Below are 23387 nucleotides of genomic sequence, written 5' to 3'. Positions count from 1 at the left end.
TCTGCCTTTATTCTCCGTCCTCGATCTTCACAACACATATTATTCGCCTCCTTACCTTTTGTAGAAAGTCAACCAACCTTCTATATAGTATATAGACGTGCAAGTGTAAGGATTGGACGACTTGTTTAGTCATAAGCGTTTTTATTTCCAACAAACAAACGCATAAACCTCTCTGTTCTGAGCACATTAGAATTTAGGAGGTGAATACCCATGAGTAAAAACAATAAAAAGACGATGAATGAAAGAACTCATAACGGGATGGAGATTTACAAAAAGAATAAAAATAGCAATAGCAATAATAACAACCTTAATGAGGAATTTGCTGCGGAATTTGATGTTAAAGCTAACGATAATGTTACAAGTCAAAACAATAAGCAACGATTTACCAACAATAAATAATAGCTGTATGTGAAAGGCGAGGGCTTCATGGGCTCCCGCCTTTTACATACTTAAAAAAATGTATTCCCCAGATGAAAGCAATCCCTCGATTAGCACACCAAAATGAATTCATACATATCCTGTACATATATGTGTTGTTAGTACAATTAAGACGATAAGAAAGGATGTGCTTATGCACTCAAAAATCGATTATTCATCTCCGACAACGCAGTTTACGTTTGATTTACAAGACAGCCCTCTTTTCGAAAAAGATAATCAAAACTTTATTAATGTATTAGGTATCAACCAGTTAAACACATTGCAAAATGTATCTCTACTTGATATTTTTCTTAGCGATGGTAATATCATTGAACCACATTACCACCAACATGCTGCCGAGCTAGTTTTTTGTATCTCTGGAGCAACTACTGTTTCATTATTGAACCCATTTACAAAAAAAATTCAACATTACCCCATTACAGCAGGTCAAGCCGTAAACGTTCCACAAGGATGGTGGCATTATATCGTTGCCACAGCTGATAACACCCATTTTCTAGGCATTTTTGATGCACCCACTCCTGAAGTCATTCTTGGATCTGACATTTTGACATTAACTCCTGCCAATATTATGGCGCAAACCTATGGAATCGATGAAAATCAATGGAAAAAAGCCGTTGCCCCCGTAAAGCCTTCTACATTTATCGGTCCCCCTGTGATTAAGGACGACAACAAAGCAAGGGAATACATCCCTTATCAAGATCCTCCGTTTATCGATCAATACGCGGACCAAATGTATCCATATACGCATCAAAATCGGCCAAACTTTCACCTTGGAAAATGAGGAGATAGAGACTGTATTTTGATTGACAAGCACTATTGGAAGCGCTTTTCATTTGAAGTCCGCAAACCCTTATAGTATATGCTTTCTTGCTTCTACGTTTTATTACATGTATAATAGGAGCATTGTGAATTTAGGAGGATTTTGAATGATAGCAGTCAGTAATGTAAGCCTTCAATTCGGCGATCGCAAGCTGTTTGAAGATGTGAATATACAGTTTAATCCGGGTCATTGTTATGGTCTAATTGGTGCAAACGGTGCGGGAAAATCGACGTTCCTTAAAATTTTGTCAGGTGAACTTGAAACACAATCAGGAAATGTTATCATGAACAAAGATGAGCGTCTTGCTATCTTGAAACAGAACCACTTTGAATATGAAGAGAGCGTCGTAATGGATACAGTCATTATGGGCCATAAACGCCTGTATGACATTATGATGGAGAAAAATGCTATCTACATGAAAGAAGATTTTTCTGATGAAGATGGTATGCGTGCTGCTGAACTTGAAGGTGAGTTTGGCGATTTAAATGGTTGGGAAGCTGAGTCTGAAGCTGCCATCCTTCTACAAGGGTTAGGTCTAAAAGAAGAGTTCCACCAAATGAAGATGGCTGAGCTAGATGGTTCCGATAAAGTAAAAGTGCTTTTAGCACAAGCGCTTTTCGGTAAACCTGACGTCCTTCTTCTCGATGAGCCTACCAACCACTTGGACTTGAAGGCAATCCAATGGCTGGAAGAATTCCTCATCAACTTTGATAACACAGTTATCGTCGTATCCCATGACCGTCACTTCTTGAACAAAGTATGTACGCAAATTGCGGATCTCGATTTCTCTAAAATCCAAATCTACCCAGGTAACTATGATTTCTGGTATGAATCTAGCCAACTTGCGTTGAAAATGTCACAGGACCAAAACAAGAAAAAAGAAGAAAAAATTAAAGAACTTCAAGCATTCGTGGCACGTTTCAGTGCCAATGCTTCGAAATCTAAACAAGCGACTTCACGTAAGAAGACACTTGAAAAAATTGAGCTAGATGATATTAAACCATCATCACGCCGCTACCCATTCGTCAACTTCCAAATTGGTCGTGAAATCGGGAATGACGTTTTGACCATCCAAAATGTTTCGAAAACACAGGATGGTAGAGTTATGCTGAAAGATGCATCATTCACAATGAACAAAGAGGACAAAATCATTCTTCTTGGAAACCCACTTGCGAAATCAGCCCTTCTTGAAATTCTTGCAGAAGAAGCAGAACCGGATGCTGGAACTGTCAAATGGGGAATCACGACATCTCGTGCGTACTTCCCTCTTGATAACAACGACTACTTCCAAGGCAATGAGCAATCGCTTGTTGAATGGTTGCGTCAATATTCACCTGACGATCAAACGGAAACATTCCTACGCGGTTTCCTAGGTCGTATGCTATTCTCAGGTGAAGAAGTAAACAAAAAGCCTTCTGTTTTATCAGGTGGAGAAAAAGTACGTTGTATGCTATCTAAAATGATGCTAACAAGTGCTAACGTCCTTCTTCTAGATGAACCAATGAACCACTTGGATCTTGAATCTATTCAAGCACTCAACAATGGATTGATTTCATTCAAAGGTGCAATGATCTTTACGTCACATGACCAACAGTTCATCCAAACTGTTGCCAACCGTATCATCGAAATTCATGATGACGGTACGATTTTCGATAAAATGATGGGCTATGATGAATATCTCGAATGGAAAGAACAACAAGCGAAAGCTAAATAATTAGTAAGAACAAGCCGTTTTCCCTAACTTCGGGAAAACGGCTTGTTTTTTTGTAACACTTGTGCATTAATTTCGTCTAATGGGACAAACCATATAAAAGGAGTGAATTTCATGCGAAAAATAAATCTCGTCCTCTGCCTAGTAGTGGCTACATTTGTATTCACGGGCTGTTCTAAAAATAGTAGCACAGCCCTCGATAATTCGGGATCAGACAGCAAAGGCATCATCACAAAGGATACAGAAAGTAAAGAGGTTGTCAGCCCGACTGACATCGCCATGACTGATTTCTTCCTACCTGATGGTTCAAAAGCGCATTATCAAGGTGATGGCAATGAGTTCGCAGAGCTGGATATCGAGGTAGCTCACCCATTTGAAAATTATGTCATCATTTACGAAAATAATGGTGGCGCGCTGGTACGTACTATTTACAAGATTGATCGTGATGAAATTGTGATTATTGACAATCAAATGGTGGAATCAAAAACAGACTTCCCCTCCCAGAAAGAACTAGATGCGATGACGCCAACCGGAATTTATCTCAAAAAACCATTTACAAAAGGCACTAGCTTTGGTGATTGGACGATTATTGACACCGATGTAAACGTGGAAACGCCATATCAAAACTTTGACCATGCTATTGTCATTGAAAAACAAGATAAAGATGTCATCAATCGAAAATATTTTGTCAAAGGATTTGGTGAAGTAAAACGTGAATCCATCATGACGACTGATGATGGTAGTAAATACATCGTGACATCAACGTTAAAAGCAGTCGATCAATAACAAATAAACGAGGCGTTCCTTTAACGGAATGCCTCTTCACATGTTTCACCTATTACAAAAAATACCGCAGCAACGATTACTTTTTGTAATGGGTGAATAGCTATTTCATTAAACAGATTATACCTCCATACGATGGGTAGTTGGTTTACCATCCCTCATGAAGATAACGCCGTGGTAGACCTGAAGATCCTCATCACATGATTCACAAAAGTCCTTTTCACATTCTGACCAAAACGCATAGAAACAATCTTTCTTCATCGCCTCAAGCGTATACTTCTCGCGTAGCTCCGCAAGTAGCTGTTCACAATAAGCAATAGCCTCTTCCGCATTATCAAATGAGTGGCGGGTAAGTATCATTTCTTCCCAACCTTCAAACATCCACCAAGGTTCGTAATCTGCTTTCATATAAATCACTTCAAACACTTTGACTAACCTCCCTATGTAACTCTCAGGTGAATGTCCTTCATTTTAACAAACCCCTCTGCAATGTCCAACATATTGCTCTTGCTAATTGGAGCTAATGCTTATGCTATGTGTACAGTGCGTTTATCGGGTATAATTGAACGACAAGCGTTGAAACTTTATCCGTTTTGAAACGTATAGATGTAGAGAGGGGGCCAGAAGATATCATGAAAGAAATTCAACAATTTTTCATTAGACAATTCATCACTGTGCCCATTAGCTTCGGGTCGTGGCTTTATTTATTATTTGGTGCAAGTATGAATCCTTTTGCCGCTGCAGGCATTTGGGTTGCAATCTACCTAGGTGGAACTTTTTCAATTAAGCAGATTCAATTAGCCTCCAACATAAAAAAACTAGGTATGTCCCGATCTGAATATAACCATATAAAAGGCCAACTTACTGAAGCAAAAAAGAAAATCAAGCGACTGAACAGCCTTTACGGACAAGTTAGATCCGTCCAAGCCTTTAGACAAGTATATGAAATAAACGGCCTTGCTAGAAGGATTCTTGGCATTGTTAAAACAAACCCAAAGAAATTTTATCATGTCGACAAGTTTTTCTATGCTCATCTCGATTCCGCAGTCGAACTGACTTCGAAATATGCTTTACTTGTAAATCAACCATTGAAAGACAAAGATCTTCGTATCGCGCTACAAAATACGCGTGAAACACTTGGCGATGTCAACAAACAGTTAGAGCAAGATTTACGAAGTGCTCTTGCACCCGATATCCAACAACTGCAGATGGAAATCGACTTTGTCGATAGCACGATGAATCAAGACAGACCACTTCTCGAAATGAAAGGAGATATCCCAAATGACCGAAATTAATCAAGCGAAAACAATGGATGATCTGCTTGACAATCCATTTGATTTTCAAGAACCCCTACTTTCAAAAGAAATGCAAACCGTAACTAACGAGGCCAGCGTTAGCCCAAAACTTATTGACCGACTATCAGTTGAGGAAAGAGACAAAGCTCAGCAGCTTGCTGCTCAAATACCAGTTGGTAACTACGAGGCTATTCTTACATATGGTGCCAATGCACAGGGCGAGCTATCCAAATTTTCTCATCAGATGCTCGATCATGTCCAAAGTAAAGATATTGGTCCCGTTGGCGATGTGTTGAAGGATTTGATGAATCGACTTTCTGAAATCGATCCTGATGATTTATCGGAAAAAAAGAAGTCCGGCCTTAGCCGTTTGTTCAATAAAGCGACACGTTCCGTTCAAGAAATGATGACCAAATATCAAAAATTGAGTACGCAGATTGATCGCATCGGGGTCCAGCTTGAGCATTCAAAACGAGGACTTATCGAAGATGTTCAGATGCTCGATAATTTGTATGAGCAAAATAAAACCTATTTCCAAGCATTAAATATTTACATAGCTGCCGCGGAGTTAAAACGGGATGAAATTGCCAATGACATTATTCCTGAAATGCGTAGGCAAGCAGAATTGTCGAATGACCAAATGGCATTCCAAGAAGTCAATGATATGGCACAATTCCTAGATCGCTTAGAAAAACGGTTATATGATCTACAATTATCTCGTCAAATTACCATCCAAAGTGCACCACAAATCCGGATGATTCAACAGACGAACCAAACACTTGCGGAGAAAATCCAGTCATCGATTATGACATCCATCCCACTTTGGAAAAATCAAATTGCTATTGCATTGACGCTAAACCGTCAGATGAAAGCCGTCGAGTCACAGAAATTGGTGACCAAAACGACGAATGATTTACTGTTGAAAAACTCTGAAATGCTTAAAATCAATTCGATTGAAACGGCAAAAGAGAATGAACGTGGAATTATTGAAATTGATACGCTGAAGAAAACGCAGGAAAACTTGATTCAAACGATTGAAGAAACACTTCTCATCCAAGCTGACGGTCGCGCTAAACGTAAATCGGCTGAAATTGAAATTGCAAAAATGGAAGAAGAGTTGAAACAACGCCTTCTCGGTATCCATGAAAAAACACAAAACCGCCCTTTATGAGGCGTTTTTGTGTTTTTATGGATTTATCGGCGAGTATGATGACTATACCGGCGAGCCCCCAAATCTCCTCTCACACCCTTACGTATTCCGTATAACAATCGCCAGCAACTTCCTTAATATACGCAAAGTCTGGTCTGTGAAACTTTCTACCGAGTTAGATGATGCGGTTTTATTGCCAAACATCATGGCAAATAAAGCTTTCTGATCCCCCGTCGGTTCCTCGGTCGACAAAAACAGATGAATGACGGAAATGCCCTTTTTCTCTGTTTCCATCACGGCTTCTGCAGTATCGAGAATGCCGTTGCGATCGTAACCAAAGGCAGAGGGCTCCCCGTCCGAGAAAACAAGTAAGAACTTATGCTTCTCCTGTCTAACGGCTAACTGCTCAGCCATCCAGCGAATCGCAAAGCCGTCACGGTTATCTTCATTTGCGTCGAAGGATAAGATCGACATACCATTATCTTTATTGCGATCGGCAAACGTATGCATCAGACCGAACACATTAGGCTGCACTTCCTTTGAGGCATGATACGCATCCTCGTAATACGATGAAATTTCATGGCTAACACCCAACTGACGAAGTACATCATGGAATAGTAACACTGCTTGTTTAGTTTCATCCAGCTTATCGAGCATCGAAGCAGAGCCATCGACCAGTAGCCCGAACACCGCATCCAAATTAATAGAAGGAGCATTTTTTCGATAGAACGGCTTAGGTCGCTCGTCCACTACCATCGTCGTTAGTTTAGTCGAAAGACGTCCTTTCATCAAACGCTCCCGCTTAGAATCTTCTTTCAAATCAATACGCTTCTTCATTTCCTCAACAAACGAACGAACATATGGCTTCTGTTGCTCTCGCCAAACGAGCAATTTTTGACGGTTTTCCTGCTCGTTCTCAATTTCCACGCGCAACGCTTCATAGACGACGTTGACATGCTCCTTACCGTACATTTTACAGGCCTTCACCTTATTCTCTCGCTTATCAGCTTTGTCGCCCTCATCGTCCGTCCAGCGCTCGTTGTCGTTGCCCTCTGAATCCCCGGAACCCGTTTCTTCAATGTTCGCGTCTTCATTGCCAGGTGTAGCATCATTCGCATCACTCTTACCTGACCGGCCATGCTCAAGTTCGAATTCAAGATGGATACCTGATTCACTTTCATTCTCCCTGTGCCACGAACGAAACACCTCTTCAATTGTCTCTTTTGGCTCCTCCTCCCCTTTTTCAGCATCAGACATCCCTTTATGATAATGAAATACCGTGTTGTCTTCAGTTATGGAATCCCCTGCTGAATAATATTGGTGGATAAGGTCCTTATCAATAGAACGTTCAATAATGCCAATAATCCTGTCTGCAATATATGTATTATCTTCCGTGCTTTTTGCATCATAAGCATGCTGCAAAACCGTTTGGATCAATCCAAAATCAATCTCTCCCCAATCGGTAGACGTGTCGGCGAACATACCTTCATGAAGCGATACAAATAGCTGATTTATCATCGCATCAGCCAAAAAGTTCTTTTGCATATTCGATGACAACATATTCCGATGAAAGCCGATATACGCTTCCCTTCTGATATCAAACGAAGTTGCCGTTCCGGGCCTCTCCTTCATAATGACATCAATCAAACGGAATTCCTCTAGCAATAGTAACAGTTCACAAGCAAATTTCCGAAGTGGATGTATTCTATATGTGCGAGTGAATGTAATCCATGTAGGTACACTAAATTGTTTCCAATACCCCGCTGTCAATAAATAAATATCAGAAAGCCTGCCTGCATGGATGACTTCTTCTGTCCGATGCCGCCAAAAAACGCTCATCGAAATAATGCCTTCTTGCGGACGGAATTCAAGCAATTTCCGTTCCGTCAACTCAAGAAAAGGTGCATCTGCCAACGCTCGTCCTAATCGCTCGTACAACAGTAGCGTCTTGGCATCGACGGTTTCATCATTAAATTGAATGAATCGATTCATCTTTACCATAGCAATCGCCTCATTTCACCCAAGTATCCACTAGTTCCATGACCAACCTGCGTTCAATTTTATCGTCTAGTTTTTCTGCAATGGCATACTGAACCGCACGTTGAACAGGGATATGCTCCGCTAGTCCCATTGCATCGAGCAAGCTACGAACAGATGCAGCTTCGTCCGATAATAAACCATTCATCACTTGTTTTTTTAAATCATTGCCGATCTGAAGGAATGTCTCGACAAGTTGTTGTGACGCGTTCGGATAGCTATCTGTCATGACCATTTTCAATTGTTCACCCGTCAAATAAGGTACGGTAAACGAGACAAAACGGTTTTTCAACGCTTCATTCATCGGGGATGTTCCGACATATCCTTCGTTAATCGCTGAAATAACAGTAAAGTTTTCATGTGCGTAAATGACCTCACCTGTAAACGGATTCGTCAACATACGGCGATGATCGAGCACGCTATGAAGAATCGGCAATGTTTCTGGCCTTGCCATATTAATTTCATCGATATATAAAATATGTCCTTTTTTCATCGCTTGGACAACAGGACCTTCAACAAATTCGATGACAGTTTCTCCGTCTTTGCTGATGATTGTTTTGAAGCCGAGCAATGATTCCGCATCAAGATCGACGGAACAGTTGACGCTTTGCATGGGCTGCTGAAAATAATGTGAGATCGTTTGGGCAAGTTTGGTCTTGCCAGAACCCGATGGTCCTTTTAACAACACAGGTTTTTTCAAGACAATGGCAACGAGCACATCTTCCCATAGATGAGCATCTGGCGAGACATAGCCTCCTTGTTGGATTAATAGCCGCGCTGCTGACTCATGACCGTTTTTGGAACGCCGTGCATGTTCTTGTTCGATTAAAGCATTCATTTAAAAATTTCCTCCTTATGAAAAACCCGATACAATTGTATCGGGCTTAGCGATTTATTCGAAATACGTTTTGTAATAGCCGCCGACTTTCCCTGAGTTATCTAAAACGAAAATGAATTCTTCTGTTTCATTTTTCACTTCATATTCTTTGCCAGGTGTTAGTACATTATTCACGACATATTTTGCAGCATCTGCATGTTTGCAGACGACTGTTCGAATTGCTGGTGTAGTTGTCCAATCTTTGAATGACATTGCTCATCACGCCTTTCGGAAAAGTAAAAAAATCGACCCGCAAATGAAAGCGGGCCGACTAATTAAGGCCTACTGTATGCCTTGCAGGTATTAAGAACCTAGAAGAAGATCTTCTGGATTTTCGATTAAGTCTTTGACCATTTTCAAGAAGCCAACAGAGTCTTTACCGTCAATTACGCGGTGGTCATAAGAAAGTGCCACGTACATCATTGGACGGATTTCGATATTGTCTCCGATTGCTACTGGTCGTCTTTGGATTGTATGCATGCCAAGGATTCCGACTTGCGTACCATTCATAATTGGTGTTGACATCAATGAACCGAATACACCACCATTGGTAATTGTGAATGAACCGCCTGTCATGTCTGCCATTGTCAATTTGTTATCGCGTGCTTTTTTCGCAAGCTCAACAATCGTACCTTCGATTTCAGCAAAGTTTTTTCGGTCTGCGTCTACTACGTTTGGCACAACGAGTCCGCCATCTGTTGAGATCGCTACGCCGATGTCAAAGAAGTTTTTCAAAATGATTTCGTCGCCATCGATTTCAGCGTTAACATATGGATATTTCTTAAGTGCTGCAACGACTGCTTTTGTAAAGAATGACATAAAGCCAAGACGAACGTCGTTTTGTTCGAAGAATTGGTCTTTCTTACGTGAACGAAGTGCCATCACATTTGTCATGTCGATTTCGTTAAACGTTGTTAGCATCGCAGTTGATTGCTTCACTTCCAATAGACGTTTAGCAATTGTTTGGCGACGGCGAGTCATTTTTTCGCGTGTTACACGTCCGTCTTCTTGAGCTGCAACTGGTGCTGCTGGTGCTACCGCAGATTGTGCTTTTGGAGCTGTACCGTGTGCTTCAACATCTTGTACACGAACGCGACCCATTGGATCTACTGGTGAAACAGCTGCAAGGTCGATACCTTTTTCGCGTGCCATTTTACGAGCTGCCGGACTAGCGATTGTACGGTCAGATGCACTTGCATCTTCTGCAACTGCAACAGCTACCGGTGCTGCCGCTTCAACTGGTGCAACCGGAGCCGCTGCTGGTGCGCCAGATCCTGCGCCAACAATTGCGATGACTTGACCAACTTGAACTGTGTCGCCTTCTGCTGCAAGATGCTCTTGAACAACTCCAGCTTCTTCTGAAATAACTTCAACGTTTACTTTGTCTGTTTCAAGTTCAACGATGAATTCACCTTTTTCAACCGTGTCACCTGGTTTTTTCAACCATTGTGCAATTGTTCCTTCTGTAATCGATTCTGCTAGTTCTGGTACTATGATTTCTGCCACAATAAATTCCTCCTCAGATCTATCTACGGTGTAAAGCCATTCATTATCATACAGTGTGATGATTATTTTTTCAATGCTTCGTCAAGAATACGATTTTGTTCAATCTTATGAGATTCCCCGTCGCCTTCAGATGGGCTAGCACGGTGGATTCGACCCACATAAGAAACCGCCTTATCACCCGCAATTTCGCGAATGTAATTGTTTGCGAATAACCATGAACCCATGTTTTTCGGCTCTTCCTGTACCCAAACAAGTTCTTTCGCGTTCGGATAACGAGCAATGATATCGCTAATTTTTTCAGATGGGAACGGATATAGCTGTTCCACACGAACAATGTGTAAATGATCGAAGCCTTCTCCATCTTTGACACGTTCAGCAAGATCAATCGCTACTTTCCCACTTGCGAACAAAATTTTCTCTACTTTGTCGGTCTTCTTACCTGTTCCTGGTTGCTCCAACACGGTTTCGAAATGACCTGCAGTCAAATCGTCAACGTCCGCACCTACAAGTGGATGACGAAGTAGTGATTTGGGTGACACAATGACAAGCGGACGCATCGATTTTTCACCGAGCATTTTTGCTTGTCTGCGAAGAATATGGAAGTAGTTCGCAGCACTTGAAAGGTTTGCTACTGTCCAGTTGTTTTCCGCACAAAGCTGTAGATAACGTTCAAGTCGAGCACTTGAGTGCTCAGGTCCTTGGCCTTCATATGCATGTGGTAATAGCATAACAAGTCCGGATTGTTGACCCCATTTCGAGTAACTTGAAGAGACGAACTGGTCAAACATAACTTGTGCCATGTTAGAGAAGTCTCCATATTGCGCTTCCCAAATCGATAATGCTTTTTGGTCTTCTAGGTTATAACCAAATTCATAACCTACAATTCCTGCTTCCGTTAACGGACTGTTATACGCGACGAAAGAAGCTTTTGAACCGCTAATATGGTGAAGCGGAACGAGTTCTTCGCCCGTTTTCTCATCGTGGAGCACTAGATGACGATGTGCAAATGTTCCACGTTGAACGTCCTGACCTGTCAAACGGATTGGATTACCATCTTGAAGAATAGTAGCGAATGCAAGTGTTTCTGCATGTGCCCAATCGAGTTTCCCTTTGCCGTTAAACGGTTCTTCACGACGCTTCAAAATCCGCGACAATTTGCCGAATACATTGAAGCCTTCAGGATATGTCAGTAATTCTTCATTAATACGGCGAAGATTGGCTTCACTAGTCCCCGTTTCAAGATCACGTGGATATCCAGCAAGTACTTCTTCTGGCGTAGCATTTGAAATAGGCTCCACTTGCGAAGATAGTTCTTTTACTTTGTCATATGCCTCTTGCATCGTTGCAATTATTTTTGCATCAAGCTTTGTCACATCTTCTTCAGTTAAGATATTCGCTGCAGTAAGCTCTGAACCGTACAACTCACGTACTGTCCTATGCTCATGGATTGCATGATACATAACTGGGTTTGTGACAAGTGGCTCATCCATTTCGTTGTGACCATAACGACGATAGCCAAGAAGATCAATTAGGATGTCCTTGCCAAATTTTTGACGGTATTCAAATGCGAATGATGCTGCTGCAATAACTGACTCAGGACTATCCGCATTGACATGAAGTACCGGCACCTCATACCCTTTTGCTGGGTCTGAAGAATAGTGTGTTGATCTTGAATCATAGTACTCGGTTGTGAAGCCGATCATATTATTCGCAATCACGTGGATAGAACCGCCTGTTTTGAATCCACGGACACGGCTATAGTTAAACGATTCAGGTACAATTCCTTGTCCTGGGAATGCCGCATCACCGTGAATAAGTACTGCATAAGCAGCATCTGTATCATGTTGAGGTACTCCTGGCTGATCAGTATTTTCCTGTGCAGCTCTCGTTTGTCCAGTAATAACCGGATTCACTACTTCCAAGTGAGACGGATTATAGGCAAGGAAACGTTGCATGCCTGTTTTTCCTGTATACAATGCGCCCATATGATACTTCACATCGCCAAACCAGCCGCGTGTCACTTCAAGTGAACCATCTTTAGGAAGAAACGGAGCGTCTGGAACACCTGCAAATTGAGCAAACATCATTTCATACGGTTTATTTAAAATATGTGTCAGCACGTTCAAGCGGCCTCTATGCGCCATCCCGATCAACATTTTTTTCGTTTTCTCTTCTTCAGAACGACGAACAAGTTCGTCAAGGAAGACAACAAGTGTATCCAATCCTTCAATGGAGAATCGTTTCGCACCGACAAACGTACGGTGGATGAATTTCTCAAATCCTTCGATTTTTGTCAATCTTTCAAGAAGCGCTTTTTTATCATCTACAGATAATTGAGTAGACACATTGCCACTCTCAATCTTAGATTGAATCCAAGTTCTTTCATCTTCATCGATGACATGATCAAATTCATAAGCGATTTTTCCCGTATATAATGTTTTCAAATAGTTCACAGCATCAAGCCCATGCATGACGTTCGGCGGAATAGTCGTAAAGAAAAGTGACGCTGGCATTGCCTGCAAATCGCTTTCCGTTAAGCCGTAGTAGGATGCTTCAATACGCGTTGAGTCTTTCGGACGATCTTGTAACGGATAAATATCTGCTGCGAGATGTCCGTATGTACGAATTGCGTCCTGCAATTTATAGGCAGATAATACTTTACTGAAATCAGCTGGTGCAACAGCTCCAATTGCTTCAGTTTGCTTCCCTTCATCCATTATAGGCGCACCAAAACGACGGAACATGTCCGCCAGTTCAGCATCCACAGACTCAGGCGATACTTTGAACACTTCGTACATTTCCATTACATACCCAAGGTTAGGACCCGAAAATACCGCATACGGGGAACGATGGTAGTCAACATTGTTCGACATGTAAAATGACCTCCACATTTGCCTACTGGCATATTGTGATTTTATTTTTTATCCTTATTAATATTACCACGCAAACTCTTTAACTGAAAGGGTTTAGCGTCAATTGTGAAACTTTTGTGCCCGGGACTACATTACACCTAATTTGAATGACTTGCAACCCACCTTTTAAACTAATAACAATAGAATTTGTCTAGTCCAGCTAATTTCGGTGTAACAAGATCATTTCTACCATTTTTTCAGGTGTTTTTGGCAGCGAAGATTTTTTCATTTCTTCAATCAACGACTGCTCTGCAGCGACCAAAGTAGCGAATTCTGTCGATAAAGCGCGATTGGCGATTTCTTCTTCTTGTAGCACATGTGCATAGCCCAGTTTTTCAAAATGAGCCGCATTCAAAATTTGGTCTCCTCTACTTTTGGCTGCTGACAATGGAATAAGCAACATTGGCTTGCGCAAAGCCAGCAATTCAAAAATAGCGTTCGACCCCGCCCTTGTAACGGTAAAATCAGATGCGGCAAGAAGATGTGGCAAGCCTTCTGTGACATATTCAAACTGCGTATAACCCGCCATACTTTCAAGTTTGTCATCCACATTCCCTTTTCCGCACAGATGAATAACATCAAACTGTTGGAGAATAGCTCCTAAGTCTTTACGAATCGCTTCATTAACGACCGCTGAACCTTGGCTCCCTCCCATAATAAGAAGTACGGGCTTGTTTCCAGATAAACACGCAATTCGTAAGCCGTCTTCCCGCACACCTTCAAATAATTCTGGTCGAATAACTGCCCCACTACACGTCGCTTTTGCTGCGGGTACATAGTTTAATGTTTGTTCAAATACTGTAAAAATATGATTAGAAAATGGTAGTGCCAGTTTGTTAGCAAGTCCAGGCGTCAAGTCCGACTCATGAACAACAACAGGAACTTTCGCAAGTTTGGCAGCCAGAACAACAGGTACCGTAACAAATCCACCCTTTGAAAAAATAATTTCCGGTTTAATTTTTCGAATGATCCCCAGTGCTTGCATAACGCCCGCACCAACGCGAAATGGATCTGAAAAGTTTTTCATAGAAAAGTAACGCCTGATCTTTCCGCTTTGGATAGCATGATAAATAACCTCTGGATGGCCGTTGCCAATCAGCTCCTTTTCAATCCCTTCATGCGACCCTATATAATGAATCTCATATCCTTTTTCATCGAATACAGGAATCAGCGCTTGATTCACAGACACGTGTCCTGCCGTGCCGCCTCCTGTTAATAAAATTACCGGTCTTTTCATGACCATTCACCTCTTCTAAAATTAGCAATATATATTACCTTGATTAAAGCTCATTGCTATTATAGCAAACGAATCATGATACAATGTTAGTTATCTGTTGAAAAAAGGATGATTTATTTGGAAACTACACTTTCTTTACGAAAAAAGCCGTTTAGATTGGCGACAATCGTCATGCCAATTCTCATTACACAAGTAGCGTTGTACATGATGACGTTCTTCGATATTTTGATGACAGGACGTTATGACACTTATCATCTTGCTGGCGTTACCATCGGCTCGTCTTTCTGGGTACCCGTCTATACTGGACTTGCCGGTATTCTAATGGGACTGACACCGATTATTGCCCAGCTGATTGGGGCACGTCAGCGCGGGGAAGTGCGGCCTTCCGTACAGCAAGGTCTTTACGTATCGGTCGCACTCGCTGTAATTGTCTATGCCATTATTGTATTCGCGGTTACACCTATTCTAGAAGCTATGTCACTAGAAGCAGAAGTGCGTATTGTAGCGTCGGATTATTTAAAGGGGTTGTGCTTCGGTCTTCTCCCCCTTTTCGCCTACACAGTATTACGTTCTTTTTTCGATGCACTCGGTGCAACCCGTGTGTCGATGTTTATCATCTTGCTATCAGCACCGATTAATATCATTCTTAACTATTTACTTATTTACGGTAGTTTAGGCTTTCCAGAGCTCGGGGGTGCGGGTGCAGGCTATGCTTCAGCTATCACGTATTGGCTCGTATTCTTTATTGCCTGTTCTGTGGCTTGGCTACGAAAACCATTTAAAGAATTTAAGCTGTTTACGGCTTGGGAAAAGATTTCATTAAAAAGATGGAGAGAGATTTTGTTCATCGGTGTGCCGATTGGTATTTCAATTTTTGTGGAAACAAGTATTTTCTCTGCTGTCACACTGATGATGAGTAACTATTCCACAGCCGTTATTTCTGCGCATCAAATTGCCTTGAATTTCACTTCGCTGTTATATATGATTCCGCTCAGTATTTCAATGGGCGCAACCATTCTTGTTGGGCAAGCTGTTGGAGCAGGACAAATGCGCGACGCCAAGCAGTACAGTTTTCTTAGCGTCGGTCTGGCAGTTGCATTCAGCTTCATCTCTATCGTCATTCTATTAGTGTTCAGAGAACCAATTGCCTCCCTTTATACAACGGATGGGAAAATTATCGCATTAGCCATACAGTTCTTCCTCTATGCCGCGCTGTTCCAATTTTCGGACGCGATTCAAGCCCCTGTTCAAGGAGCATTACGCGGTTATAAGGATGTCAATGTCACATTCGTTATGGCGATTATCTCGTATTGGGTGCTTGGGTTACCGATTGGTTATTTGATGGCGACTTACACTGATTTGGGGCCGTATGGTTACTGGATTGGTTTGATTGCCGGTCTGACAGTCGGAGCCATTACGCTATCCGGTCGACTGCTTTATATTCAAAAAAAGAAGTTTAGATAAGCTAAAACCCCGCGATGCCCTATGGCCGCGGGGTTTCATATTTTCAATTCAGTATTCCAGTCCGCATCATCTCCACCTTCACTTTTACCTGAATCGGTATCTCTGAAAATGTATCACCCCAATCTCCTCGCTCCCATAATTTAGGATGAAATGCACGTACGGGTTGTCCGAACCCCACGGCATCACTTTTAGCTTCTTGTAGTTTTTTGACGACTGCCGTAAAATTCTTCGTTAGTTCCTTGGATATGAAATCTTCTACGTCCTTTTTAGTTTTCTTTTTGTTTAAGCTGTCGTGTGGAAATTCCTCGACAGAGACCTTCAATTTATAGGATGCATTTATTTGGTTGTCTGAGATTTTCCAATCTTTTTTTATCGCCATAATATTGATTGACAGAGGGCTTTCTTGTGCCCCCTCTTTCCATAAGAAATCAAGACGAGAAAATTTCCCCTTTTTCTTTTGGAGTAGCATCAATATTGCCGATTCCTTCCTATCCAAAACTTCACCCGTAAATTCCCTTTGATCATTAAATAATGCAGTACCTGCGATTGTGGGCATACCGCTTTCTTCGTCCATTCTAATATAAGGAAGGGCAAGGGTTATATCTTCTGCAAAAAGAATCGTACACGTTTGTTGAAGATCGATTTTTGGAACTAATGTATATCTAGCGGCTGTATCAATCAATTGTGTATAAAAAGTTGAAATATCCTCCCCTTTACCTTTAATCGGTTCGAAATAGGGAGCCAGTTCTCCTTCGACAACTGCCATATTCGCACTAAGTCGATTCCGGGGGTCACGGAATAACACATCAAGATAAGGGTATATGTCATTTTTAGCAGCATCGTCTGCTAACAGTAGTACCTCAAGTTCAGCGGTATCAAGCCCTTGAGACGTATTTGTACTGTTTTTTGCCCCACGGGTACTAATACCATGGCCTGTTACGGTCGTATAACTGATGGCCCCATCTACATAAACCGGAAAAGCAAATTGTGCCTTGTAATTTCCTGGCGTACCTTCTAGCCCGGCAAGCGAGACATTGGTTACATCTCGATATTGCTTTTCATCCCAACACCCACTTAACAGCAAAGTACAGATCAGTAGAATAAACCCCTTTACCCTCATTTCTTTTTCCTCCTATTCATCAAAATGACGATGGTTGGTACAACCATTATGAAGAACAGATGGAAATAGGGAAGAGTGCTCTGGATCATTGCTACCCGCTCTTTTGACAGAAACAAAAGCGGGAATAACACCAGCAAGATATGCAAAATAATTGTATTTCTTTTCCGATGACCTTTTACATGAAGCTGAAGAACATAAATTGATGTAAAGGCGAAGATGGCAATCGTGATGATACTCCACATCATCCATAAATATATAAAAAACAAATCAATTCTCTCAACGAATGACACCGTTTGCGTTTTCAAAATATACATAATCGGTTCCGGAATCCTTTTTATTTCAACTAATGGGAAATAGGCTAGCGTAAACAGAACTGAACTGAAAAAAAAGACCATCCATATCGACTGATAGATGAAAAGTGGACGTCCTTTCACTTTATGCTGTTGATCAACATGCTTTCTGAAAAACAAAAATAGCTCAATGCCGATAAACGTGAATTGTGAAGTGAGTAACCCCTTTATCAACTCTGATCGATCTAAAGTGCCTATCGGGAACAAATTCGTCCATACATAGTTAGGCCATGCGAATAACAAAAGAATATAAAATAGAGGGATTAGCGGGACCAGGATAACACTTAAATTGATGACGGTTTCAGCACGGCTTAAGTTTGCGTAAAGCGATATTCCTACCATAATTGCAATTACGAGAATCTGGGGCGTATCAGGGAATGCCCAAACTGCAAGTGTATAGTCAACATAGGAAATGAAAGAAACCAAGATCAGAAACCAATAGCCTATAAAGAGCCAAGACGCAATCGGTCCCGGTTTAAAGTATTGATAATTTTTTTCATAGATAAGCAACAGCACATAATGGAAGATGCCGACACCTATAAAAACTAGCCAAGCATCACGCCCTGTTGCATTGATAAATGGGGTTTGGAAAGAAAGAGAAACCGTTCCTGTTTGTGCAATGAATAGCAATAAAAAAAATTGGTTTCTTGATAAGTTAAACGTCAACGATCCCCACCTTCTTTATCTGCACCGTGGGTAAACGTTTTTTGTTGTTTGTTCATACGGACATACGGAATCCTAAAGAACACATCCTTAAATCTTGATGGGTCAAAAGGAATAATCGGTGTAAAATAGGGCTGTTTCAATGATGACAAATTCAAAAGATGGATAAAGAGAACGAGTGTCCCAATCGCCATGCCAAAAAAACCGAACAACGCTGCCGCAAGCATAAATGGAAATCGAATGAGGCGAATGCTCATATTCATTTCCCAAGATGGAACGACGAAACTTGAAATGGCTGTCATCGCTACGACAATGACCATAAAATTCGACACAAAACCGGCATCGACAATGGCATTTCCAATAACCAGACCCCCAACAATCCCTATGGTTTGGCCAATCGGCGTTGGAAGACGTATAGCTGATTCTCGTATCAGTTCGATAAATAATTCCAATATAAGTGCTTCAACTATTGGGCGATAGGGTATATCATTGACCGCCAGCTTCACTTGTTTGCCTAGTTCAGCAGGAATGATTTCCGAATGAAAACTAACAACTGCAATATAAAACGCAGGCAAAAAAATAGCTGCCATAAAACTAATGAGACGGAGAATTCGGTAAAACGAACCGACGAGAACTCGTGCATTGTAATCATCCGGCGATTCATAAAAAGAAAAGAAGTTAACCGGGGCGATGAGTGCCGTTGGAGAACTATCAGTAAAAACCGCTATTTTTCCTTCTAGTAAATTGGCAATAACACGATCAGGACGTTCCGTATTCAAAAATTGCGGAAATGGCGACCAGACTGAGTCCTCTAAGTAATCTTCAATTGGCCCTGTACCCCATATTTTACTTAAACCGATATTTTCCAATTTATCTTTTAAATCGTTCACGACATCTTTATTTGCAATTGACTCAATATAGACATAGCTTACAAGTGTATTTGTATCGCTTCCAAGACGCATGGATTTAACAACAAGATCGGGAATGGCAAGATGCTTTCGCAGGATTCCAATGTTCGTTTCGAATGATTCAACAAACCCTCCATGCTGCCCTCGGATGACGTGCTCATTATCTGGTTCGGAAATACTACGCACCGGCATTTTCGGAATTGTGATTTTTAACAGCAAGTTTGTAAAAGGAAAAACAACAGCGACAGAACCTGTCGCCACATTTTCAATCAATGTAGGAACAGAAAAAGCTTGAACGGTTGATGCGGCCGTTTCTCCCCATTTCAATAGACCTTCTTCCGCCCGATTCCGAATTAGTTCTAGTTCTTTGTTTACTTGGGACGCTTCGTTTATCACAGAGTAATAGCAGATAATCGCCGGTTTTTTTTGCCATTCAATCTCTTCAACAATCAGATCTGCCGAATCATGAAATATGTTTTTTATGTATAAAATCATTCCGTCAATCGACTTCACATCATCCATAGCACTCACCTCTTATACAGAGTATGAGCTGCGAAAAAAAATTTTAAACGTTGAAGAAAAAGAGCCATCCCTTACACCGGATGGTTTCCAGTAAGGGATGGCTCTTTCCTACTATTATTTTTGGATAAACTGCTGCGTCCAGTAGTTGCCGTTTTTGTCATATCCAATACCGATATGCGTGTAACTAGCAGTTAAAATATTTTGTCTATGTCCTGGTGACTCCATCCAGCCTTTAACAACTTCTTCAGCTGTACGTTGACCCATCGCAATATTTTCAGCTGCCGCTTTGTACGTCACACCATTTGCCTTCATTTGATCAAATGGAGATCCGTATGTTGGGCTTGTATGTGAAAAGTAATTGTTTGAAGCCATGTCTGCTGATTTCTGACGTGCAGAAGTCATTAAGTTTTTGTCCGTTTGTAATGGTTGAAGACCCGCTTTTTGTCTTTCTGCATTCGTTAAGTCAAGAACCGCTTTTTCAATCGCTGAAATAGACGCATCTTGTGGAGTCTCACTAGGTTTCTCCGGTGTTACCTCACTAGGTTTTTCCGGTGTTGGTGTTGGTGTTGGTGTTGGTGTTGGTGTTGGTGTTGGTGTTGGTAAAGACGGTGTCGGTTTTTCTACCGGCTTACTTGGCTTCGGTTTTTCTACCGGTTTACTTGGCTTCGGCTTTTCTACCGGCTTACTTGGAGCTGGTACAAACTCCATTGTATATTTGTTAGAAAACTTCTTCCAATAGTTTAGATAACTATCGACATTCACCTTATTCGTTTTCGTATCGTAGAGTTTCCCCTCCCATACGTAACATTGAACGGGTACACTTGATGCCTGTACCTTATTCACTGAACTTGAAGCTTCTACACTTGTGTTGTTCGGCAGTAAGAGCGCCGAACCGAGCATGAGTACTGCTATTGTTTTTTTCATCTCATTACTCCTCCCTTCGCAAACTATCATACCGTCTGTGAGATTCAGAATAACGGATGTTCTTACCAATTTGTCCAGTTCTATGATAAATACCTTTGTCATAGACATCGTTTGATTAGAAATTGGATACTTTTGGTCAACTCTCTTTATATTTCATTTAAATTGGGGTTGACGTCCTCGTAATTTAGCAGTTCAATCCCTTCTCCAATGATGACAAGGCGTGGTTCTATCTTGACGTATTCAGGCAGCCAATTAACCATGCCATATGCATATTGGAATAAAAAAGGATTTTTAAACCCTTTGATAGGTACATAGCCTTTCATTCTATAAACCGTGTCTGGTAAATTCCTAATCCAATTCTCGAAATCTTCTTTGTCTACACTTTCTGAAAAAGTAATCATTTTTGAAGATAGCGGAAGACCTTTTCCAGAAACGATAGGTTGATCAGTAACTTTTTTTGGAGCTTGCAATGTCTTTTCAATAAAAGAAAATGCGATTTTTGCACCAGTCGTCTGAATAATCGGGGCGGAATCATTAAAATTAGACAATTCAAGTGTCACAGTTGCCATTTCTTCGTCTGTGAGGAGATCTGCTTTATTCGCAATAAGCAGATGGGCATGGCGAATTTGTTCCATGAATAACGCTCGAATTTGTGGAGATAGCTTGTCACGCTCTAACCAACGTTTAGAGTCAGCGACGGTCACAATACCTTTGATGGCAAGCTTGTCTGCGAATAAAGGTGAATAGATAGCATCCAGTGCCTCCACTGGATGCGCAGCGCCCGTCGTTTCAATCAAGATCACATCAATATCCTCATTCTCTTCCAGTAGCCCTTGTAGTTGCGCCTCCGTTTTTTCAGACCCTGTACAGCAAATACAACCTTCTAATAGCTCTTTAAGAGGGACGTCCCCCTCCCCTTCAACGGCATCAGAGTCAAAAGGCAATGCTCCAAATTCATTCATTAACACGGCTGGCTTCTTTCCTTGTTCTTTCAATTGTCCAATTGTATGAAGCAATAGCGACGTTTTCCCGCTACCAAGAAAGCCACTGAATAAGTAAACATCAATCATCTTCTATACCCCTTTTCATAAGAAAAAGCGTCCATCCGATTAGGGCTGGACGCCTCTCTATTATTGTCCTAACTTTTCAAGTAGTAGTTCTTTCGCTTTCAATAACTGCGGATCATCTACTTGAATTTTTGTCCGTAGTTTGTTCATCAAGCCCAGTGTTGTTTCTCCTGCTAGGATACCATTCTCTTCTAACTTCAGGTCTTGTTGTATTTTCCGGACAGCTTGTGCAGTTTGTTCATTAAACAACCCATCAATGTCACCTGGATCATAACCAACCGCTTCTAGCATCTGTTCCGCATCTTTAATAGAAGGCGTATTCATGCCTACCTTCATTTCTGTTGCAGGATCGAGGAATGGCAACATGGCATATGATGGATATGGAACGCTAACTGTTGGCTCAATTCCTTTTTTATGAATCCAATTGCCATCAGCTGTTAACCATTTTGCCGTTGTCAGTTTCAAATTAGAGCCGTCTGCAAGATTTTTTGGTGATTGAACTGTTCCTTTACCAAATGTTTTCACACCAACAAGTGGAATATCAGCAGATTCTTTCATAGCCCCCGCTAATATTTCAGATGCCGAAGCACTTCCTTCGTCAATCACAAGTGTTACTGGAACAGTCACCTTACGATCTCCAGAAGCTGTATAGACAATCGGTTTCGAGCCTTTTGCTTCATATTGGAATAAATTCTTACCATTTTCCACAAACAGATCAGAAATTTCAATGGCAGTATCTAGTATGCCACCTGGATTTTGACGGACATCGACGATCAAGCCCTTCATCCCTTGCGCTTCCATGTCATCGAGGGCTGTCAGTAGTTCAGCATAAGTACCTTCCGAGAAGCTAGTAATACGAATATGTGCAATATCATCCTCTAACATCTCTGTATAGACCGTCTCGACTGGAATGACATCACGGACAATTTTGATATCGACGGTTTCCGCTGCTTCGCCACGTTTAATGCTTAATGTCACAGTTGTCCCTTTTTCGCCACGAATAAGTAAGACAGCTTCTGATGAAGATAAGCCTTGGATGCTCTCACCGTCTACCGCGATAATGAGATCATTCGGTAAAATCCCCGCCCGTTCTGCAGGGGAATTTTTAATAGGAGACACGACGTTAATGTAGCCATTTTTTTCTTGTATTTCAGCACCAATGCCTTCAAAGCTGGATGAAATACTCTCATGCAATTGTCGAGCTTCTTTCACATTCAAGTAATCAGAATAAGGGTCGCCAAGTGCATCAATCATGCCATTGATGGCACCATCAATAATAGCTGTTTCATCAATTTCATCATAATAGTTCGCAAGCATTTCGTCATACGCATTATACAACTTTTTAAATTCATTGCGGTCTACAACTTTTGGCTTTTGTGGACTCACTACCTCAACAACTTTATCCTCACCTGTGGTTAACACAAAGAACGTTATACCAGCTGTTGCCAATACGAGACCGAACACCAACATCACAAAGGAAAACGGTTTTAAATTAATCGTTCGTTTGGCAGGCGGTTGGTGAGTAGTTTCACTTTGTTGTTCAAGATCTATTTTCTCTTTGTCATCCATCCTATTTCCCACTTTCCACCAGAAAAAGACCGCT

Annotated in this window: 20 protein-coding genes; 7 read left to right on the top strand and 13 right to left on the bottom strand. The window is 41.4% G+C overall.

Features of this window, described 5'->3' with window-relative positions; genetic code table 11:
* The first annotated feature begins 210 nt into the window (after positions 1-210).
* The 4 genes from R2B72_RS02075 (at position 211) to R2B72_RS02060 (ending at position 3755) form a co-directional block, all read left to right on the top strand.
* Entirely contained in the window at positions 211-399 is a 189-nt protein-coding gene (locus R2B72_RS02075) for a hypothetical protein (RefSeq protein WP_318614492.1), read from the top strand.
* A gap of 172 nt (positions 400-571) precedes the next feature.
* The gene (locus tag R2B72_RS02070; protein ID WP_318614491.1) at positions 572-1219 is read left to right on the top strand and encodes a cupin domain-containing protein; all 648 of its coding nucleotides are present in this window, start codon (positions 572-574) and stop codon (positions 1217-1219) included.
* A gap of 145 nt (positions 1220-1364) precedes the next feature.
* Complete coding sequence (locus R2B72_RS02065; protein ID WP_318614490.1) at positions 1365-2972, top strand: ABC-F family ATP-binding cassette domain-containing protein; 1608 nt, start codon at positions 1365-1367, stop codon at positions 2970-2972.
* Between the two features lie 111 nt (positions 2973-3083).
* Positions 3084-3755: a hypothetical protein gene (locus tag R2B72_RS02060; protein WP_318614489.1), complete on the top strand. Its 672-nt coding sequence runs from the start codon at positions 3084-3086 to the stop codon at positions 3753-3755.
* Positions 3756-3872: 117 nt separating this feature from the next.
* On the opposite strand, the gene R2B72_RS02055 is transcribed toward R2B72_RS02060, so the two are convergent.
* Positions 3873-4178, bottom strand: coding sequence for a DUF1033 family protein (locus tag R2B72_RS02055; RefSeq protein ID WP_318614488.1), 306 nt, complete (start codon positions 4176-4178; stop codon positions 3873-3875).
* A 206-nt stretch (positions 4179-4384) separates the two neighbouring features.
* Here R2B72_RS02055 and R2B72_RS02050 point away from each other — a divergent pair, with 206 nt between their 5' ends.
* Positions 4385-5047 carry a 5-bromo-4-chloroindolyl phosphate hydrolysis family protein gene (locus tag R2B72_RS02050; RefSeq protein ID WP_318614487.1) on the top strand — a complete coding sequence of 221 codons (663 nt, stop codon included), beginning with the start codon at positions 4385-4387 and terminating at the stop codon, positions 5045-5047.
* The gene (locus R2B72_RS02045; protein ID WP_318614486.1) at positions 5034-6218 is read left to right on the top strand and encodes a toxic anion resistance protein; all 1185 of its coding nucleotides are present in this window, start codon (positions 5034-5036) and stop codon (positions 6216-6218) included. The genes R2B72_RS02050 and R2B72_RS02045 overlap by 14 nt, the downstream gene beginning before the upstream one ends.
* 78 nt (positions 6219-6296) lie before the next feature.
* Here R2B72_RS02045 and R2B72_RS02040 read toward each other — a convergent pair whose 3' ends face one another.
* The 6 genes from R2B72_RS02040 to R2B72_RS02015 form a co-directional block, all read right to left on the bottom strand.
* Positions 6297-8198, bottom strand: a complete 1902-nt coding sequence (locus R2B72_RS02040; protein ID WP_318614484.1) for a hypothetical protein — start codon at positions 8196-8198, stop codon at positions 6297-6299.
* A gap of 10 nt (positions 8199-8208) precedes the next feature.
* Positions 8209-9072: an ATP-binding protein gene (locus R2B72_RS02035; protein WP_318614483.1), complete on the bottom strand. Its 864-nt coding sequence runs from the start codon at positions 9070-9072 to the stop codon at positions 8209-8211.
* Between the two features lie 54 nt (positions 9073-9126).
* Positions 9127-9324: a DUF6501 family protein gene (locus R2B72_RS02030; protein ID WP_318614482.1), complete on the bottom strand. Its 198-nt coding sequence runs from the start codon at positions 9322-9324 to the stop codon at positions 9127-9129.
* A 90-nt stretch (positions 9325-9414) separates the two neighbouring features.
* Positions 9415-10617, bottom strand: a complete 1203-nt coding sequence (gene odhB, locus R2B72_RS02025; protein ID WP_318614481.1) for a 2-oxoglutarate dehydrogenase complex dihydrolipoyllysine-residue succinyltransferase — start codon at positions 10615-10617, stop codon at positions 9415-9417.
* A 62-nt stretch (positions 10618-10679) separates the two neighbouring features.
* Positions 10680-13490, bottom strand: a complete 2811-nt coding sequence (locus R2B72_RS02020) for a 2-oxoglutarate dehydrogenase E1 component (protein ID WP_318614480.1) — start codon at positions 13488-13490, stop codon at positions 10680-10682.
* Between the two features lie 199 nt (positions 13491-13689).
* Entirely contained in the window at positions 13690-14766 is a 1077-nt protein-coding gene (locus R2B72_RS02015) for an undecaprenyldiphospho-muramoylpentapeptide beta-N-acetylglucosaminyltransferase (RefSeq protein ID WP_318614479.1), read from the bottom strand.
* A 117-nt stretch (positions 14767-14883) separates the two neighbouring features.
* On the opposite strand from R2B72_RS02015, the gene R2B72_RS02010 reads away from it, so the two are divergent.
* Positions 14884-16230: an MATE family efflux transporter gene (locus tag R2B72_RS02010; protein WP_318614478.1), complete on the top strand. Its 1347-nt coding sequence runs from the start codon at positions 14884-14886 to the stop codon at positions 16228-16230.
* A 43-nt stretch (positions 16231-16273) separates the two neighbouring features.
* Here R2B72_RS02010 and R2B72_RS02005 read toward each other — a convergent pair whose 3' ends face one another.
* From R2B72_RS02005 to R2B72_RS01980, 6 genes are all read right to left on the bottom strand, one after another.
* Positions 16274-17350, bottom strand: a complete 1077-nt coding sequence (locus R2B72_RS02005; RefSeq protein ID WP_318614477.1) for a Ger(x)C family spore germination protein — start codon at positions 17348-17350, stop codon at positions 16274-16276.
* Positions 17347-18366, bottom strand: a complete 1020-nt coding sequence (locus tag R2B72_RS02000) for a GerAB/ArcD/ProY family transporter (RefSeq protein ID WP_318614476.1) — start codon at positions 18364-18366, stop codon at positions 17347-17349. Before R2B72_RS02000 ends, R2B72_RS02005 begins: the two co-directional genes overlap by 4 nt.
* Positions 18363-19793, bottom strand: a complete 1431-nt coding sequence (locus R2B72_RS01995; RefSeq protein WP_318614475.1) for a spore germination protein — start codon at positions 19791-19793, stop codon at positions 18363-18365. The genes R2B72_RS02000 and R2B72_RS01995 overlap by 4 nt, the downstream gene beginning before the upstream one ends.
* Before the next feature lie 114 nt (positions 19794-19907).
* Positions 19908-20717, bottom strand: coding sequence for a CAP domain-containing protein (locus R2B72_RS01990; RefSeq protein WP_318614474.1), 810 nt, complete (start codon positions 20715-20717; stop codon positions 19908-19910).
* 146 nt (positions 20718-20863) lie between these two features.
* Positions 20864-21787, bottom strand: coding sequence for a GTP-binding protein (locus tag R2B72_RS01985; protein WP_318614473.1), 924 nt, complete (start codon positions 21785-21787; stop codon positions 20864-20866).
* A 60-nt stretch (positions 21788-21847) separates the two neighbouring features.
* On the bottom strand, positions 21848-23353 hold the full coding sequence (locus tag R2B72_RS01980) for a S41 family peptidase (RefSeq protein WP_318614472.1): 1506 nt from the start codon (positions 23351-23353) through the stop codon (positions 21848-21850).
* Positions 23354-23387: the final 34 nt, after the last annotated feature.

It is taken from the genome of Sporosarcina sp. YIM B06819, from assembly GCF_033485175.1.
GTDB lineage: Bacteria > Bacillota > Bacilli > Bacillales_A > Planococcaceae > Sporosarcina.
Note: the sequence above shows the minus strand (reverse complement) of the source record. Positions and strands in the feature narration are given on the sequence as shown.